Below are 16,163 nucleotides of genomic sequence, written 5' to 3'. Positions count from 1 at the left end.
CTTGCTCTCGGACGCGGGGCACTTTCTCGGCTATTCAGTTTTCTCGGTTGTTAAGTCTGCCCATGGAACCGGCGTTCACGCGACGCGACGCGCCGGGGACGGGACCATGAGGCGGGGGAGCGGCGCGGGCGCCGCTCCCCCGTCACGCTATCGGCGCAGGCCGAGCCGCTCGATGAGCGACCGGTAACGCTGGATGTCCTTGCTCTGCAGGTACTTGAGCAGACGACGGCGACGGCCGACCAGCAGCAGCAGACCGCGCTGGCTGTGGAAGTCGTGCTTGTTGCGCTTCATGTGCTCGGTGAGCTCGCTGATGCGCTTGCTGAGCAGCGCGATCTGCACCTCGGGCGAACCGGTGTCGGTCTCGCTCTTGGCGTACTCACTGATGATCTGCTTCTTGGCGTCGGTGTCGAGCGACACATCTCTCCTTGAACGTCTACGGGCACGCGCGATTTCGAGAGCCCGAGCGACCGTGCGTGCCTACAGTCGCCGTGGCGGGATCAGAGACCGGGGGTTACGACACCACCGGTTACAGAGCTGACATGCCAGGCTACCATCGGCCGTGACCCGCTCGCACGCCCCGCGGCACCGGGCGTCCCGCCGCGGCGCGGGCGGCGCGCCCGCGGGCGGGCCCCGGACCGAGCCGCAGGCGGGGCCGGGGGCCGCTCAGGAGGTGAAGCGGCGGGCCTCGTCGACGTCGGCGTGCATCTGCTCGATCAGCGCCTCGATCGAGTCGAACCTCTGGTTGTCGCGGAGCCGGCGGCCGAAATCCACCGCCACGTGCGCGCCGTACAGCTCCAGGTCGTCGCGGTCGAGTGCGTAGGCCTCGACGGTGCGGGCCACTCCCTCGAACGTCGGGTTGGTGCCCACGGAGATCGCCGCGGGCCAGCGCTCGCCGTCGTAGGCGGCGGGCAGGTTCCCCACCGCGATGCCCTGGAGCCAGCCCGCGTAGACCCCGTCCGGCGGGATCGCGGTGAACTCGGGCGACTCGACGTTGGCGGTGGGGAAGCCGAGCTGACGGCCGCGCTGGTATCCCCGGACCACCACGCCCTCCACCCGGTGCGGGCGGCCCAGCGCCGCGGTGACCGCCTCCACGTCCCCCGCGGCGAGCCGCTCGCGGATCCTGGTCGAGGAGATGGTCTCGCCGTCGCTGACCAGGGGGACGCCTTCGGCCTCGAAATCGTACTTCTCGCCGAGCGTCCGCAGCGTCTCGACGTCGCCGGAGGCCTTGTGGCCGAAGCGGAAGTTCTCCCCCACCACGACCCCGGCCGCGTGCAGCCGGTCGACCAGCACGGTCTGCACGAACTCGTCCGGGCTCATCCGGGAGAACTCCAGGGTGAAGGGGAGCACGCAGACCGCGTCCACCCCGAGCGCGCCGAGCAGCTCGGTGCGGTGCCTGGCCGTCGTCAGCCGGGGCGGGTGCGTGCCGGGGCGGACCACCTCGTCCGGGTGCGGGTCGAAGGTCACGACCACCGAGGGGAGCCCGAGCCGCCCGGCCATCGCCACGGCGCGGGCCACCATCTGCTGGTGGCCGGCGTGCACCCCGTCGAAGACGCCGATCGTGATGACGGACCTGCCCCAGTCGTCGGGAACATCGTCCAGTCCGTGCCAGCTTCGCACCGCAGCCTCTTCCTTCTCGACGTCTCCCCTGCGTGGACCGCCGGGGATCGGGGGTTCCGGCCCTGGCCCGAGGGACAGGTCCTCCGCCCTGAGTATCCGGTGACGGATCGACTTCTCAAGCGTGCCATGCGCCGGGCGTTCCCACCGCATCGGGGAGGCCCTACGGCGCGGGGGATCCCACCCGCTCCGCCTCCGGCCGCCCCGGCGGGGGCCGGCCGGGAGCGGTCCGGTCCGGGTCCCGCCGTCCCGGTGCGGGCCGGGCAGGAGCGGTCCGGTCCGGTCCGGGTCAGCCCGCGAAGACGGCCAGGGACTTGGCGACCCTGCCGTGCTCCTCGACCAGGGCGACGAGGGCGCCGTCCGGCCCGAACACCCCGATCGGTCCCGGACCCAGTCCCGCCGCGGGCAGCCGCCCGCCGTGCGCGACCGTGCCCGCCTCCTCCGCGGTCACGTCGCGCCGGGGGAAGGCCGCCGCGACGGCGTCGGCCATCGGCAGGATCACGCACTCCCGGCCGAGCTCCTCGATCGTGTGCGCCATCGACAGGTCGTACGGGCCGACCCGGGTGCGGCGCAGGCGGGTCAGGTGGCCGCCGGTGCCCAGGGCCGCGCCCAGGTCGCGGGCCAGGGCCCGGATGTAGGTGCCGCTGGAGCAGGTCACCGAGACGTCGACGTCGAGCAGGTCGCCCTCCCGGCGGACGGCGGCCACCTCGAACCCGGACACCGTCACCGGGCGCGCCGCCAGCTCGACCTCCTCCCCCGCCCTGGCCATCTTGTAGGCCCGCTGCCCGTTCACCTTGATGGCGCTCACCTGCGGCGGGACCTGCATGATCCGGCCGGTCAGCGCCGCGATCCCCCGGCGGACGTCCTCCTCGGCCACGTCGGCGGCCGACGCCGTCGCGACGACCTCGCCCTCGGCGTCGTCGGTGTTGGTCGTCTGGCCCAGCCGGATCGTGCCGTCGTAGCCCTTCTCGGTCAGCGCCAGGTGGCCGAGGAGCCGGGTCGCCTTCTCCACGCCCACGACCAGCACGCCGGTGGCCATCGGGTCCAGGGTCCCGGCGTGGCCGACCCTGCGGGTGCCCGCGATGCCGCGGAGCTTGCCGACGACGTCGTGCGAGGTCCAGTCGGCGGGCTTGTCCACGATGATCAGCCCGCTCGGCGGCGGGGTTCGCTTGGCGCGAGCCGTGCTCATCGAATCTCCTCGGTTGTGGAGGCCTCCGTCCCGGGGGCGGGAGGGAGGCCGGCGGCGCGTCCTCCTGGCGGGGACGTCTTCACGGGCTTGCGGGGGACGCCGCTACAGCAGCGCGCGGAGACCGGCCATGGTCTCCTCGACGGGCAGGCGCGAGGTGAAGCCCGCGGCCCTGGCGTGCCCGCCGCCGCCCAGCGCGGAGCAGACGCGGGCGACGTCCACGCCGCCCCGGGAGCGGGTGGAGACCTGCCAGGCGCCGTCGTCGTCCTCCTTGAGGACCACGGTCACCTCCGCCTCGCCGGTGCGCCGGACCACGTCGATGATCCCCTCCACCTCGTCGTACGGCAGGCCGTACGGGGCCCGGTCGGCCCGGGTGACGAACGTCCACACCAGGCCCCCGCCCACCTCCGGCTCCAGCGTCGCCCGGCCGAGGACGGCGCCCAGTACCTTCAGGTAGCCGAACGGGGAGCTGTCCCACAGCCTGCGGGCGATCTCCTCGGGGTCCGGTCCGGCCGCCACCAGCCTGGCGGCCATGTCGTGGGCCGCCGGGGTGGTCGAGGAGTGCCGGAAGGAGCCGGTGTCGGTGACCAGGCCGACGTACAGGCAGGTGGCGATCGCCTCGTCGATCGGCAGGCCCAGCCGGTGCAGCAGCCGCTCGACGAGCGTGGTGGTGGACGCGGCGGCGGGGTCGATCAGGTTGAGCGTGCCGAAGCCGGGGTTGGACGGGTGGTGGTCCACCACGATCAGCTCCCCGGCCCTGCCCGCGCTCTCCGCCAGCGTGCCCAGCCGGTCCACGGTGGAGACGTCGAAGGTGACCATCAGCTCCGGGGCGGCGGGGTAGCGGGCGGGCTCGACCAGGAGGTCCTGGCCGGGCAGGAAGCGCAGCAGCCGGGGGACCGCGAAGCGGCGGTCGCCGAAGGAGGCCGTCACCCGCTTGCCCGCCGCGCGCAGCGCCGCACCGGCCGCCAGCATCGAGCCGAGCGCGTCGCCGTCCGGCGACACGTGGCAGGCCAGCGCGACCTCGGAGGCGGACGAGATCAGCGCGACGGCCCGGTCCCAGTCCGCGTCCGGCGCCTGGGCCGGGACCCCGCGGGCACCGCCGCGCCCGGCGACCGCCACGTCACCGGCCGCCGCACCGCCGGGCACCGCCGCACCGGCCGGCGCACCACCGGCCGCCGGGTCACCGGCGGTCGCACCGCCGGGCACCCCCGCACCGATCGGCGCGTCACCGGCCGCCGGGTCACCGGCGGTCGCACCGCCGGGCACCCCCGCACCGATCGGCGCGTCACCGGCCGCCATCTCGCCCGGTGTCACGTCGCCGGACGTCCGGCGCGGTCCGGGGCTCCGCCCGCGCTCCCGCCGGACTCCCCGTCCGCGGCGCCCTCAGCGTCCTCATCGTCTTCGAGAGCCTCGTGGGCCTCGTCCCTGGGCCGCCGGTACGGGTCGGCCTCGCCGGCGTGCCGGGCCTTCTCCCGCTTTCTGGCGATCTCCTCGTCCCTGGCCCTGGCCTCGGCGAAGAGGTCGTCCAGATGGCGGGCGCTGTCCGGGAGCGGGTCGTGGGTGAACGTCAGCGTCGGCGTGTGGCGCAGGCCGGTCTGGCGGCCCACCTCCGAGCGGATGAGTCCCTTGGCGCTCTCCAGCGCCGCCGCGGAGTCGGCCCGCTCGGCCTCGGACCCGAACACGGTGTAGAACACCGTGGCCTCACCGAGGTCCGCGGTGATCCGAGCGTCGGTCACGGTCACGAAGCCGAGTCGCGGGTCCTTGATCCGGCGCTCCAGCATCTCCGCCACCACCTGCTGGATACGGTCAGCGATCTTGCGCGCGCGTGCGGCGTCCATCGTCGCTCCCCCTTCTCACAGAGACGACCGGGCGCGAAGGCGTCTTCGCGGCCGTTCCTCTGCGTCTGCTAGTCCTCGTCCTCGTTGTAGAGCCGCTGCCGCGCGGACAGCAGCTCGATCTCCGGGCGGCCGGCGACCAGGCGCTCGCAGTCGTCCAGCACGGCGCCGCAGTTGGCGGCGGTGGCGGAGACGACCGCGATCCCGATCTCCGTACGGCGGTGCAGGTCCAGGTGGCCGGTCTCGGCGACCGCCACGGCCGGGAACTTCTTCTGCACCTCGGCGATGATGGGACGCACCACGGAGCGCTTCTGCTTCAGCGAGTGAACGTCGCCGAGCAGGATGTCCAATGTCAGGGCACCTACGTACATGTCAGGTTCACCGCGCATGCCTGCTCCCGGCCCCGCGCCGGTGCGGCGGTGCGCACCGGCGCGGGGAGGGGCGAGGCGTCAGGCGCGCGGCTTCTCCCGCATCTCGAACGTCTCGATGACGTCGTCGATCTTGATGTCGCTGTAGCCGACACCGATACCGCACTCGTAGCCCTCGCGGACCTCGGTCGCGTCGTCCTTGAACCGGCGCAGCGAGGAGACCGTGAGGTTGTCGGAGATCACGACACCGCCACGGATGATCCGCGCCTTGCTGTTGCGGACGATCGTGCCCGAACGGACCAGCGCACCGGCGACGTTGCCGATCTTCGGCACCTTGAAGACCTCGCGGACTTCGGCGGTGCCCATCTGGACCTCTTCGAACTCGGGCTTGAGCATGCCCTTGAGGGCCGCCTCGATCTCCTCGATCGCCTGGTAGATGACCGAGTAGTAGCGGATGTCGACGCCCTCGCGCTCGGCCAGGTCGCGCGCCCGGACCTCGGGGCGCACGTTGAAGCCGATGATGACGGCGTTGTCGTCGGCCACGGCCAGGTTGACGTCGTACTCGGTGATGGCGCCGACCGCGCGGTGGAGCACCCGCAGGCGCACCTCCTCGCCGACGTCGATCTTGAGCAGGGCGTCCTCGAGGGCCTCGACCGAACCGGAGACGTCACCCTTGATGATGAGCTTGAGCTCGTCGACCTGGCCCTTCTCCATCTCGCTGAAGAGCTCTTCGAGGGTGCGACGGCGGCCGGACCTGGCCATGTCCGCGATGCGCTTGCGCGCCGCGCGCTGCTGGGCGATCTGGCGCGCCATCCGGTCGTCGGTGACCACGATGAAGTTGTCACCGGCGCCGGGCACCGCGGTCAGACCGAGGACCAGCACCGGACGCGACGGGTCGGCCTCTTCGATCGACTCGCCGTTGTCGTCCAGCATCGCCCGGACGCGGCCGAAGGCCTCGCCGCAGACGATCGAGTCGCCGACGCGGAGCGTGCCGCGCTGGACCAGCACGGTCGCGACCGGACCGCGGCCCTTGTCGAGGTGGGCCTCGATGGCGACGCCCTGGGCGTCCATCGTCGGGTTCGCCCGCAGGTCGAGCTCGGCGTCCGCGGTGAGCAGGACCGCCTCGAGCAGGCTCTCGATGCCGATGTCGTTCTTGGCGGAGATGTCCACGAACATCGTGGTGCCGCCGTACTCCTCGGCGACGAGGCCGTACTCGGTGAGCTGGGCGCGCACCTTGCTCGGGTCCGCACCCTCCTTGTCGATCTTGTTGACCGCGACCACGATCGGCACGTCGGCCGCCTGGGCGTGGTTCAGCGCCTCGATGGTCTGCGGCTTCACACCGTCGTCGGCCGCGACCACCAGGATGGCGATGTCGGTGACCTTGGCACCACGGGCACGCATGGCGGTGAACGCCTCGTGACCGGGGGTGTCGATGAAGGTGATCCGCCGCTGCTCGCCCTCGTGGTCGGTGGCGATCTGGTAGGCACCGATGTGCTGGGTGATGCCGCCGGCCTCGCGCGCCACCACGTTGGTCTTGCGGATGGCGTCGAGCAGCCTGGTCTTACCGTGGTCGACGTGACCCATGACGGTCACGACCGGCGGACGGGCGACCAGGTCGGCGTCGTCGCCCTCGTCCTCGCCGAACTCGATGTCGAAGGACTCGAGAAGCTCGCGGTCCTCCTCCTCCGGGCTCACGACGAGCAGGTTGTAGTCCAGCTCGGCGGCGAGGAGCTGCAGCGTCTCCTCGTTGACCGACTGCGTCGCGGTCACCATCTCACCGAGGTGCAGCATGATCTGCACCAGCGACGCGGGGTTCGCACCGATCTTGTCCGCGAAGTCCGCCAGGGACGCGCCGCGCGACAGGCGGATCGTCTGACCGCCGCCGCGGGGGGCCTGCACGCCGCCGATCGCCGGCGCCTGCATGTTGTCGAACTCCTGGCGCCTCTGGCGCTTGGACTTGCGGCCGCGGGCCGGGCGTCCGCCCGGACGGCCGAACGCGCCCGCCGTACCGCCGCCGCGGCCACGGCCGCCGCCACCGGGACGACCGGCGAAACCGCCGCCGCCACCGGGGGCACCGGTTCCGGTGCCGGGACGACCGGCACCGCCGCCGGGACGACCGGCGAAACCGCCGCCGCCACCGGGACGACCGGCACCGCCACCCGGACGACCGGCACCGCCACCCGGACGGCCGCCGCCACCGGGACGACCGGCACCGCCGCCGCCCGGACCCGCCGGACGGCCCTGGGGCATCATCATCGGGCTGGGACGCGGACCGCCGGGACGGGGACCGCCGGCACCCGCGCCGCCGCCGGGGCGCGGACCGGCCGCGCCGGCACCGCCGCCCGGACGCGGACCGCCCGCACCGGGCCCCGGACGGGGACCGGCCGCACCGGGCGGGCCGGGACGGGCGCCCGGAGGACGCGGAGCCGCACCGTCGCGCGGACCGCGGTCCTCACGGGGACCGCCGCCGGGACGGGGACCGCGGTCACCGGGACCGCCGGGGCCGCCCGGACGCGGCGGACGGGTCTGGCCCATGCCGCTGGCGTTCGAGGAGAACGGGTTGTTGCCCGGCCGCGGGCCGCGCGGGCCCGGACGCGGACCCGGCTTGGCACCGGGACCGCCGGGAGCCCCGGCGGCGGGACGCGGGCCCGAAGGGGCACCGGGACCGCCGGCGGGACGGGTCTGCGGGCCGGCCGCCTCGGGACGCGGCGCCGGGCGCGGGCCCGGACGCGGGCCCGGCTTGGCACCGGGACCGCCGGGGCCCGCGGGCCGCGGGGCCGGAGGCGCCTCGAAACGCGGCGGCTGGACCGGCGACGGCTGCTGCTGCACCGGCGGCTGCTGCTGGATCTGGGGCTGCTGCTGAACCTGGGGCTGCGGGGCCTGCGGCGCGGGGGCCGCAGGACGCGGAGCCGGCCGCGGACCCGGCTTGGGAGCCGGTCCCGGCCTGGGAACCGCGGTGGGCGCCGCAGCGCCGCCGGCCTGGCCCTCGGCCGGCCGGGGGGCCGCCTGAGGCGGCCGGGGCGCCCTTCCGGCACCCTTGTCGGACGAACCCTTCGCGGGCACGCCCAAAGCTTCCGTGAGCCTGCGGACCACCGGTGCTTCGATGGTCGAGGACGCCGAACGAACGAACTCGCCCATCTCCTGGAGCTTGGCCATGACGACCTTGCTCTCCACACCGAACTCCTTGGCGAGCTCGTATACCCGGACCTTCGCCACTGCACTCCCTTACTCGGCCCGGGAGGCTGTGCCGCCGGACCGTCGTTACGTAGACGTACTCATCGCCGCATGCTCATCAGGCGCTCATAGCTATCTGACCAGCCCATCAACTCGGCGTCCTACATGACAGTTGGCAACCATTTCACCCGGTCCTTTCAGCCTGCAGCTCTTCCACGTGGCCGCGCACGAGCGACAGGTCGAGCGTTTCCGTGACGCGGAAAGCGCGCGGAAACGCCCGTCTGCGCTCGGCGAGCTCGAGGCATCTCGGGGTGGGATGCAGTGAAGCACCACGCCCCGGGAGCCGTCGTCGCAGGTCGGGGACTATGACGCCCTCGACCGCCACCAGGCGGAGCAGCTCGGAGGAGACCGTGCGAACCCGGCAGCCCACACAAGTTCTCAGTGGGGCGGCCTGGCCACCATATTCCAGCTTACCGTGTGGACGCATCTGCGGAACCGGCCGCACCCTCCACATGGGTGTCCGGCCGGATGTCGATGCGCCAACCGGTCAGGCGGTTGGCCAGCCGGGCGTTCTGCCCCTCCTTGCCGATGGCGAGGGAGAGCTGGTAGTCCGGCACGGTCACCCGCGCGGCACGGCCGGCGGCGTCGATCACCTCGACATGGGAAACACGGGCGGGAGACAGGGCATTCCCGACGAACTCCGCCGGGTCCTCCGACCAGTCGATGATGTCGATCTTCTCGCCGTGCAGCTCGGTCATCACGTTGCGCACCCGCGAGCCCATCGGGCCGATGCAGGCGCCCTTGGCGTTGACGCCCGGCCGGCGGGAGCGAACCGCGATCTTGGTACGGTGGCCCGCCTCCCGGGCGATCGCCGCGATCTCGACGGTGCCGTCGGCGATCTCCGGGACCTCCAGCGCGAAGAGCTTCTTCACCAGGCCGGGGTGGGTCCGCGACAACGTCACCGACGGGCCCTTGTGCCCCTTCTTGACCTGCACCACGTAGCAGCGGATCCGCTCTCCGTGGACGTACTCCTCACCGGGGACCTGCTCGTTGTGCGGGAGCACCGCCTCGATCTTGCCCAGGTCCACCAGGACGACCCGCGGGTCCTTGCCCTGCTGGATCACCCCGGCCACGAGCTCGCCCTCACGGCTGGCGAACTCGCCGAAGTTGATCTCGTCCTCGGCGTCCCGGAGCTGCTGCAGGATGACCTGCTTGGCGGTGGTCGCGGCGATGCGGCTGAAGTTGCCCGGAGTGTCGTCGTACTCGCGGAGCACCTCCCCGTTCTCGCCGATCTCCGCGGCGTAGATGGCCACGTGACCGGTGCTCCGGTCCAGCTCGGCGCGGGCCTTGGCGGCCGCGCCCTCGGTCCGGAAATACGCGATCAGCAGCGCGTCCTCGATCGCCTTGACGACCAGGTCGAAGGAGATGTCCTTCTCCCGCTCCAGGCTGCGCAGGACGCTCATGTCGATGTCCACGAGGCTCCCCCTTAGCCCTCGTCGCCGTCTTCGCCGTCGTCTTCGGCGTCGTCGCTCTCATCGAGCCGGCGGAATTCCACCTGCACCCGTCCTCGGGCCAGGTCCTGATAGTCGGCGCGGTGCCGCACGCCCTCGACGTCCAGCTCCACACCGGTCTCGTCGGTCGCGACGATCCGGCCCTCCACGCAGGTGCCGTCCCGCAGGTCGGCCTTGACCAGCCGGCCCGCCGCCCGGCGCCAGTGGCGCGGCTCGGTGAGCGGGCGGTCGACTCCGGGAGAGGAGACTTCCAGCACGTAGGGGGCGGAGCCCATCGCGTCGCCGGCGTCCAGCGCCGCGGAGACGGCGTGGCTGACCTCCGCCACGCCGTCCAGGCTCACGCCGCCGTCGCGGTCGACGACGACGCGGAGCAGCCGGCGCTTGCCCGCCGGCGTGACCGTGACGTCCTCCAGGTCGAACCCTTCGGCCTCGACGACGGGCCCCAGAAGCTTCATCAGGCGGTCGCGGGATGTGACGCTGCCCATGTCGACCTCCTATTGTCACGATCTCGTCCGGGCGCACCTCGCCCATGTGATTCCCCAGCCTATCCACACCGGAGCGCGGAAAGAGCGTCACTCGGTGTGGCGGAGCCGTCCGGGACACGGGGTGAGCGCGGTTGCGAGCCCGTACGATGCTAGAGGCGTCAGCACCCCACCCGAGACCGGAGGTCGTCCGTGCGTTCCCTCACCCGGCGCGCGCTGCTGCGGAGCGGTGCCCTCGGGGCGGCCGCCGCGACGCTCGCGGGATGCGCCGGCGAGGAGCCCGGGCCCGCCCCCGCGCCGCCGCCCGACCCGGAGACCGTGCTGCTCAGGCAGCTGATCGAGGAGAAGGAGCGGACCGTCGCGCTGTACGCCGCGCTGCCCTCGCGCAGGCTCGCCCCCTTCCGGCGGCGGCACGAGGCCCACCTGGCGGAGCTGCGCCGGAGACTGCCCGCCGGGAACGTTCCGGAGCCCGCCGTCCCGGCCTCGCCGTCCGCCGCCCCGTCCGTCTCCGGATCCCCTTCGCCGGGTCCGGCACCGTCCCTGCGGAAGCTGCGCGACCTGGAGCGCAGGGCCGCCGCGCTCCGGCCCCGGCAGACCGAGGGGGTCTCCCCCGCGCTAGCGCAGCTGATCGCGTGCATCGGCGCCTGCGAGGCCGCGCACGCGGCGGCCCTGCCGAGGTCCCTGTGAGCGCCGGGACCGGCGGGCTCTCCACCGCCCTGGCCGCCGAGCATGCGGCCGTCTACGCCTACGGGGTCATCGCCGCCAGGACCACGGGCGAGCTGCGCGCCACCGCGACGGCGGCGTTCAAGGCCCACCGCGTCCGCCGCGACCGGCTCCGGGCCATGATCACCGAGCGCGGCGGCGTCCCCGCCGAGGCCGACCCGGCCTACGCGCTCCCGGTCACCCCGTCCAGCGCCGACCAGGCCGTGGAGCTGGCGGTGCTGGTCGAGAAGGGGGTGACCACCGCCTACCTGGAGCTGGCCGCCGACGACGACGCGGTGCTGCGCCGCATGGCCGCGCTGGCCATGCAGGAGTGCGTCAAACGCTCCTACGGCCTGCGTCCGGAGATCGAGGCCTTCCCCGGCATGCCGCCCGGCGCGGTGCCCTCGGCGCCCTCGGCGTCCCCGACGCCGTCACCGTCGCCCTCACCCTCCGCGACCCCGGGGCCCGGGGAGGACGGCGCCCGCACCTCCTGACGGCCTCCAGTGGCACCCCAGGCCGTTTTGCACAGGTTTGCAGCGCCTGTGACGGGTAGCCGACCTTCACGGATTCACAAGGAGGAAAGCGATGGGCTGGGGATTCAGGAAGTCGATGAAGTTCGGTCCGTTCCGTCTCAACCTCTCCCGGAGCGGAGTCGGCCACAGCTGGGGCAACCGCGCGTTCCGGGTGACCCGGACGGCCGACGGCCGCCGCACGCTGAGCGTCAACCTGCCCGGCGGCCTGCACTGGCGCAAGACCCTCAGCGGGTCGTCCCGCCGCTGATCCGGAACCCCGGGCGGGCGCCCGGCGTTGTTCCCACTGCAGGCATCCAGGGTTTCCGGAGGAGACGGGGAGAGACATGGGCTGGAACTACCACAAGTCGATCAAGCTGGGCCCGTTCCGCCTCAACCTGTCCCGGCACGGGGTCGGGCACAGCTTCGGCGGCCGCCGGTTCCACGTCTCCCGGACGCCCGACGGCCGCAAGTACGTGAGCGTCACCCTGCCGGGCGGGTTCCACCTCGGCAAGACGATCGGCGGCCACCCGCGCCGCCGCCGTTACTAGACTCCGCCCTTCCGCCCCGCCGGGTGCGCTCAGCCCGCCCCCGGCCGGGTGAACCCCAGGCGGGGCGTCGAATAGTCGCCGTAGCTCTCGACGCGCACCACCGAGCGCGAGTTGGGCGCGTGGATCATGGTCTGCCGCTCGGGGTCGAGCACGATGCCCACGTGATCGGCCTTGCCGTCTCCGGTGCTGTCGAAGAAGATCAGGTCTCCGGCCTGCACCTCGCCGTCGGGCACCCGCGGTCCGTGCACCCACTGGTCCGCGGCGACCCGTGGGATGCCGATCCCGGCCGCCTGGTACGACCGGAGCGTCAGGCCGGAGCAGTCGAAGGTGTTCGGCCCGGTCGCGCCCCAGACGTAGCGGTCGCCGAGCTGGTCGAGCGCGTACCCCACGATCGCCTTGGCGCGGGGGTTCGCACCCAGGTTGGGGACCGTGACCGGGCCCCCCGGGCTCCCCCCCGGATAGCCGGTCCCGCCGGACCCGCCCCCTCCGCCCGGCCCGTACCCGGATCCCGCGCCGTACCCCCCGGAGCCGCCGGTTCCGCCGTCCACCGGTGCCGAGCCGTCGTATCCGGCCAGCTGCGTCGATCTCCCCTGCCGGAAGTCCGGGTCGGGCACCCAGCGCATCGAGGGATTGTTGCGGGGGACGAAGTCCTGGTCCCCCGGGGCGGGGATGGCGGTGAAGAACGCGGTGCCGAGGTGCCCGCCGAGCGCGCCGACGGCCGCCTCGACGGCCTCGACGGCCCGCCGTCGCGAGTCTTCGGCCCGCCCCAGGGCGTCGGCCGCCTGGGAGGCGACGAGCTCCGCCGGCACGGCGCCGCCGGTCCGCTCGCGCTGCCCGGCCAGCCAGGCCTGCTTCTCCTCGTAGATCGCCTGGACCTCGCCCCTGGCGGTCTCCAGCGCGCCCCCGGCGCGCTCCAGCGTGGCGGCGCAGCTCTTCAGCGCGTCGCCGAGGGCCGCGCCCGCCTGCGGGTACCGGGCCATGTAGCCGATGAAGTTCTCGGCGGCGCCGCCGTTCCAGGCGTCGTCCACGGTGCCGGCCGCGCGCTTGAGCGCGCCGGTGTGCGTGCCGACGCCGGTCGCCAGCGCCCGCCAGCGCTTCGCGATCCCGGAGATCTCGGACTGGTCACCGGTCAGCTCGCCGACGATGCGCAGGAGGGCGCCGAACTCCCCCTCCCCGCCGCCCGTCACACGCTCTCCACCGGGACGTCCGGCCCGTCGGCCCTGCGGACGTTGGCGATGACGGTGTGCAGCGCCGCCTCGACCTTGTCGAGGTTCCGCTGGGCGTACCGGGTCTCCGCCTCGATCTTCCCCTCGAGCTTGCGGACGGCCTCGGCGAGCCTGCCGGACGCGTCCCCGAGCTTCCCGAAGCAGGAGGATCCGACGTCGGCGGGCCGCTCGTCGGCCGTGCTCCTGAACTGGTTCGCGACGCTTCTGGCCTTGTTCGCGCACTCTTCCAGCGCGTCGAAATGGAGGTCGAACCCTTTCACGGAACCTCACCCCATATGCCCCACGGGTGCCGATCGTCGGTAAAAGCTATCACTTCGATGATCAGAAAAGGGGCTTTCGCCCCGAACGCGCGCACGGCGCCGACCGGAGGACGGCGCCGTGCGCGCGTTCGGGCCCGGAGACCTGCCGGCGGATGGCCGTGCGCGTCATGGAGCCGGGCCCCGGGGCGGTGGAGCGCCACCGCGCCGGGCCCCGACCGGCGGGGCCCGACGGGGCCCGGCCGGATCTCAGGCCCGGCAGGCGGCCTCGACGCGGTCGGCGGCCTCGGCGATCGGGATCTCCTCCTTGACGCCGGTGGCCCGGTCGCGCAGCTCCGCGACGCCCTGGGCCAGGCCGCGGCCGATCACCACGATGGTCGGCATGCCGAGCAGCTCGGCGTCCTTGAACTTCACGCCCGGCGAGACCCCGGCGCGGTCGTCCACCAGCACGCGCAGGCCCCGTGCGTGGAGCTCCTCGGCGAGCCGGGTGGCGACCTCGACCTGGTTCTCCTTGCCGGTGCCCACGATGTGGACGTCGGCGGGGGCGACCTCGCGGGGCCACAGGAGCCCGAGCTCGTCGTGCCGCTGCTCGACGAGCACCGCCACCGCGCGGGAGACGCCGATGCCGTACGAGCCCATGGTGACGCGGACCGGCTTGCCGTCGGGGCCCAGGGCGTCGAGCCTGGCGGCGTCGGCGTACTTGCGGCCGAGCTGGAAGATGTGGCCGATCTCGATGCCGCGGTCGATGGACAGCTCCGAGCCGCAGGCCGGGCAGGCGTCCCCGGCGCGGACCTCGGCGGCCTCGATGGTGCCGTCGGCGGTGAAGTCGCGGCCGGCGACCACGCCCACGGCGTGCTTGTTCGGCTCGTTGGCGCCGGTCACCCAGGCGCTGCCCTCGACCACGCGGGGGTCGACGAGGTAGCGGATGCCGAGGTTCTTGAGGACCTGCGGGCCGATGTAGCCGCGCACCAGGCCGGGGTGCCGGTGGAAGTCCTCGGCCTCGAAGATGGCGGGCTCGCCGGGGGCCAGGGCGGCCTCCAGGCGCTTGAAGTCGACCTCGCGGTCACCGGGGACGCCGACGACCAGGACCTCGGTCTTGTCCGAGCCCGGGGTGGTCACCTTCACCACGACGTTCTTGAGCGTGTCGGCGGCCGTGACGTCCAGGCCGTGGTGCTCGTTGAGGTGGGCCACCAGCGACTCGATGGTGGGGGTGTTCGGCGTGTCCAGCACCCGCAGAGCCGGCCGCTCGCCGGTGGGCGCGGCCGGGGCAGGGGTGGTGACCGCCTCGGCGTTGGCCGCGTAACCGCAGTGGTGGCAGGCGACGAAGGTGTCCTCGCCGGTCTCGGCCGGGGCCAGGAACTCCTCCGAGGCCGAGCCGCCCATCGCCCCCGAGGTGGCGAAACAGATCTTGTAGGTGATGCCGAGCCGGTCGAAGGTGCGGATGTAGGTCTCGCGGTGCCGCTCGTAGGAGCGCTTGAGGCCCTCGTCGTCGAGGTCGAAGGAGTAGGAGTCCTTCATGACGAACTCGCGCCCGCGCAGGATGCCGGCCCGGGGGCGGGCCTCGTCGCGGTACTTCGTCTGGATCTGGTAGAGCGTCACCGGGTAGTCCTTGTAGGAGGAGTACTCCCCCTTGACCATGTCGGTGAACATCTCCTCGTGGGTGGGGCCGAGGAGGTAGTCGGCGCCCTTGCGGTCCTTGAGCCGGAAGAGCGTGTCGCCGTACTCCGTCCAGCGGCCGGTGGCCTCGTAGTACTCCCTGGGCAGGAGGGCCGGGAAGAGCACCTCCTGGCCGCCCATCCGGTCCATCTCCTCGCGCACGACGCGGGTGACGTTCTCCAGGACCATCTTGCCGAGCGGCAGCCAGGAGTAGACGCCGGGCGCGACCCTGCGGACGTAGCCGGCGCGGACGAGCAGCTTGTGGCTCGGGACTTCCGCGTCTGCCGGGTCGTCCCTCAGCGTTCGAAGAAACAGCGACGACATGCGCAGCAGCACGGCTACTCCTAGATGGCAGGGAATTCGGTGTCCTACAGGGTATCGAGCCCGGCGGGGCGGGCGCCTGCCATTAGGGTCCGCAGCCCGTCACGGCCCGGCGACGAAGAACAGGTGGGCGGTCGCCAGGACCGCACCCGCCAGGGCGGAGCGTACCGCCCCGGCCCCCCGGCGCAGCGAGAGGACCGCGGCGAGCAGCAGGACCGCGGCGATCTGGACGCTCCACGAGCCGGACTGCGCCGCCTCCACGGCCTCGATCATCAGGACGCCGGCGGGCAGCGCCGCGGCGAGGTCTCCCCGCGGGCCGTCCCGCCTGGTCCCGTAGGCCAGCAGGGCGCAGACGGCGAGGGCGAGGAGCGTGACGCCCGGCACCGCGCCGTCGACCCCGACGTGGAAGGGGTGGTAGCCCGACGGGAAGGCCGCGGCGGCCAGGATCGGGACGACCGGCCCGAGGGCGGCGAGCACCCCGGCCAGCACCGCCCAGCCGAACCCCGCGGCGGTCCTGCCGACGGCGAGGGCGAGGGCGAGGTAGGCGTAGGGGTCGTAGGCCGCGACGAGCGGGTCCGGCCCGTGGGCGAGCATCTCGCCGAAGGCGCCGAGCAGCAGCCCTCCGACGAGCGAGAGCATCATGTGCCAGAGGATCGCCCGCTCGCGACGGTCCCCCGTAATGAAATCGAACGTGTCATTCTGTCCGGCCAAAGCCGCTGATCCCCCGATCCGTCCCTGCCCGTGGGCATGCGCAGCATATATGACCTGCAA

At 73.2% G+C, this 16,163-nt stretch carries 18 protein-coding genes; 4 read left to right on the top strand and 14 right to left on the bottom strand.

Features of this window, described 5'->3' with window-relative positions:
- Positions 1-147: 147 nt before the first annotated feature.
- From rpsO to rimP, 10 genes are all read right to left on the bottom strand, one after another.
- Positions 148-417 carry a 30S ribosomal protein S15 gene (gene rpsO / locus HS048_RS12240; RefSeq protein ID WP_068896989.1) on the bottom strand — a complete coding sequence of 90 codons (270 nt, stop codon included), beginning with the start codon at positions 415-417 and terminating at the stop codon, positions 148-150.
- A gap of 246 nt (positions 418-663) precedes the next feature.
- Positions 664-1,617 (bottom strand): bifunctional riboflavin kinase/FAD synthetase, encoded by a 954-nt coding sequence (locus tag HS048_RS12235; protein WP_068896990.1) that lies wholly within the window; start codon positions 1,615-1,617, stop codon positions 664-666.
- 286 nt (positions 1,618-1,903) lie between these two features.
- Positions 1,904-2,803 (bottom strand): tRNA pseudouridine(55) synthase TruB, encoded by a 900-nt coding sequence (gene truB, locus HS048_RS12230; protein ID WP_196467004.1) that lies wholly within the window; start codon positions 2,801-2,803, stop codon positions 1,904-1,906.
- A 102-nt stretch (positions 2,804-2,905) separates the two neighbouring features.
- Positions 2,906-4,099 (bottom strand): bifunctional oligoribonuclease/PAP phosphatase NrnA, encoded by a 1,194-nt coding sequence (locus HS048_RS12225; RefSeq protein ID WP_196467003.1) that lies wholly within the window; start codon positions 4,097-4,099, stop codon positions 2,906-2,908.
- A gap of 11 nt (positions 4,100-4,110) precedes the next feature.
- Positions 4,111-4,638 carry a 30S ribosome-binding factor RbfA gene (gene rbfA / locus HS048_RS12220; protein ID WP_196467002.1) on the bottom strand — a complete coding sequence of 176 codons (528 nt, stop codon included), beginning with the start codon at positions 4,636-4,638 and terminating at the stop codon, positions 4,111-4,113.
- 68 nt (positions 4,639-4,706) lie between these two features.
- Complete coding sequence (locus HS048_RS12215) at positions 4,707-5,006, bottom strand: DUF503 domain-containing protein (RefSeq protein WP_068897117.1); 300 nt, start codon at positions 5,004-5,006, stop codon at positions 4,707-4,709.
- A 78-nt stretch (positions 5,007-5,084) separates the two neighbouring features.
- Positions 5,085-8,219 carry a translation initiation factor IF-2 gene (infB, locus tag HS048_RS12210; RefSeq protein ID WP_196467001.1) on the bottom strand — a complete coding sequence of 1,045 codons (3,135 nt, stop codon included), beginning with the start codon at positions 8,217-8,219 and terminating at the stop codon, positions 5,085-5,087.
- Positions 8,220-8,361: 142 nt separating this feature from the next.
- On the bottom strand, positions 8,362-8,664 hold the full coding sequence (locus HS048_RS12205; protein ID WP_084008282.1) for a YlxR family protein: 303 nt from the start codon (positions 8,662-8,664) through the stop codon (positions 8,362-8,364).
- Positions 8,648-9,652 carry a transcription termination factor NusA gene (gene nusA, locus HS048_RS12200; RefSeq protein WP_068896995.1) on the bottom strand — a complete coding sequence of 335 codons (1,005 nt, stop codon included), beginning with the start codon at positions 9,650-9,652 and terminating at the stop codon, positions 8,648-8,650. The genes HS048_RS12205 and nusA overlap by 17 nt, the downstream gene beginning before the upstream one ends.
- A gap of 11 nt (positions 9,653-9,663) precedes the next feature.
- Positions 9,664-10,173: a ribosome maturation factor RimP gene (gene rimP, locus HS048_RS12195; RefSeq protein ID WP_068896996.1), complete on the bottom strand. Its 510-nt coding sequence runs from the start codon at positions 10,171-10,173 to the stop codon at positions 9,664-9,666.
- Positions 10,174-10,362: 189 nt separating this feature from the next.
- On the opposite strand from rimP, the gene HS048_RS37105 reads away from it, so the two are divergent.
- The 4 genes from HS048_RS37105 (at position 10,363) to HS048_RS12180 (ending at position 11,932) form a co-directional block, all read left to right on the top strand.
- Entirely contained in the window at positions 10,363-10,857 is a 495-nt protein-coding gene (locus HS048_RS37105) for a hypothetical protein (protein WP_230880815.1), read from the top strand.
- Positions 10,854-11,366: a ferritin-like domain-containing protein gene (locus HS048_RS37100; protein ID WP_307832440.1), complete on the top strand. Its 513-nt coding sequence runs from the start codon at positions 10,854-10,856 to the stop codon at positions 11,364-11,366. Before HS048_RS37105 ends, HS048_RS37100 begins: the two co-directional genes overlap by 4 nt.
- 91 nt (positions 11,367-11,457) lie before the next feature.
- Positions 11,458-11,652, top strand: coding sequence for a DUF4236 domain-containing protein (locus HS048_RS12185; protein ID WP_068896999.1), 195 nt, complete (start codon positions 11,458-11,460; stop codon positions 11,650-11,652).
- Between the two features lie 76 nt (positions 11,653-11,728).
- Positions 11,729-11,932: a DUF4236 domain-containing protein gene (locus tag HS048_RS12180; protein WP_191895733.1), complete on the top strand. Its 204-nt coding sequence runs from the start codon at positions 11,729-11,731 to the stop codon at positions 11,930-11,932.
- 29 nt (positions 11,933-11,961) lie between these two features.
- Here HS048_RS12180 and HS048_RS12175 read toward each other — a convergent pair whose 3' ends face one another.
- From HS048_RS12175 to HS048_RS12160, 4 genes are all read right to left on the bottom strand, one after another.
- Complete coding sequence (locus HS048_RS12175; protein ID WP_307832439.1) at positions 11,962-13,119, bottom strand: NlpC/P60 family protein; 1,158 nt, start codon at positions 13,117-13,119, stop codon at positions 11,962-11,964.
- Positions 13,116-13,418 carry a hypothetical protein gene (locus tag HS048_RS12170; protein ID WP_196466999.1) on the bottom strand — a complete coding sequence of 101 codons (303 nt, stop codon included), beginning with the start codon at positions 13,416-13,418 and terminating at the stop codon, positions 13,116-13,118. Before HS048_RS12170 ends, HS048_RS12175 begins: the two co-directional genes overlap by 4 nt.
- A gap of 246 nt (positions 13,419-13,664) precedes the next feature.
- Positions 13,665-15,407: a proline--tRNA ligase gene (locus HS048_RS12165; RefSeq protein ID WP_084008283.1), complete on the bottom strand. Its 1,743-nt coding sequence runs from the start codon at positions 15,405-15,407 to the stop codon at positions 13,665-13,667.
- 87 nt (positions 15,408-15,494) lie between these two features.
- Positions 15,495-16,034 carry a hypothetical protein gene (locus tag HS048_RS12160; RefSeq protein WP_196466998.1) on the bottom strand — a complete coding sequence of 180 codons (540 nt, stop codon included), beginning with the start codon at positions 16,032-16,034 and terminating at the stop codon, positions 15,495-15,497.
- Positions 16,035-16,163 lie beyond the last annotated feature (129 nt).

The sequence above is a fragment of the Planomonospora sp. ID91781 genome (assembly GCF_015711595.1).
GTDB lineage: Bacteria > Actinomycetota > Actinomycetes > Streptosporangiales > Streptosporangiaceae > Planomonospora > Planomonospora parontospora.
This window is presented reverse-complemented; position numbering and strand designations above follow the sequence as displayed.

Coding starts and splice junctions, on each gene's coding strand:
- truB (WP_196467004.1), bottom strand. CDS start 2,803: ATGAGCACGGCTCGCGCCAAGCGAACCCCGCCGCCGAGCGGGCTGATC.
- HS048_RS12225 (WP_196467003.1), bottom strand. CDS start 4,099: ATGGCGGCCGGTGACGCGCCGATCGGTGCGGGGGTGCCCGGCGGTGCG.
- rbfA (WP_196467002.1), bottom strand. CDS start 4,638: ATGGACGCCGCACGCGCGCGCAAGATCGCTGACCGTATCCAGCAGGTG.
- HS048_RS12215 (WP_068897117.1), bottom strand. CDS start 5,006: ATGTACGTAGGTGCCCTGACATTGGACATCCTGCTCGGCGACGTTCAC.
- HS048_RS12205 (WP_084008282.1), bottom strand. CDS start 8,664: ATGCGTCCACACGGTAAGCTGGAATATGGTGGCCAGGCCGCCCCACTG.
- rimP (WP_068896996.1), bottom strand. CDS start 10,173: ATGGGCAGCGTCACATCCCGCGACCGCCTGATGAAGCTTCTGGGGCCC.
- HS048_RS12185 (WP_068896999.1), top strand. CDS start 11,458: ATGGGCTGGGGATTCAGGAAGTCGATGAAGTTCGGTCCGTTCCGTCTC.
- HS048_RS12180 (WP_191895733.1), top strand. CDS start 11,729: ATGGGCTGGAACTACCACAAGTCGATCAAGCTGGGCCCGTTCCGCCTC.
- HS048_RS12160 (WP_196466998.1), bottom strand. CDS start 16,034: ATGATGCTCTCGCTCGTCGGAGGGCTGCTGCTCGGCGCCTTCGGCGAG.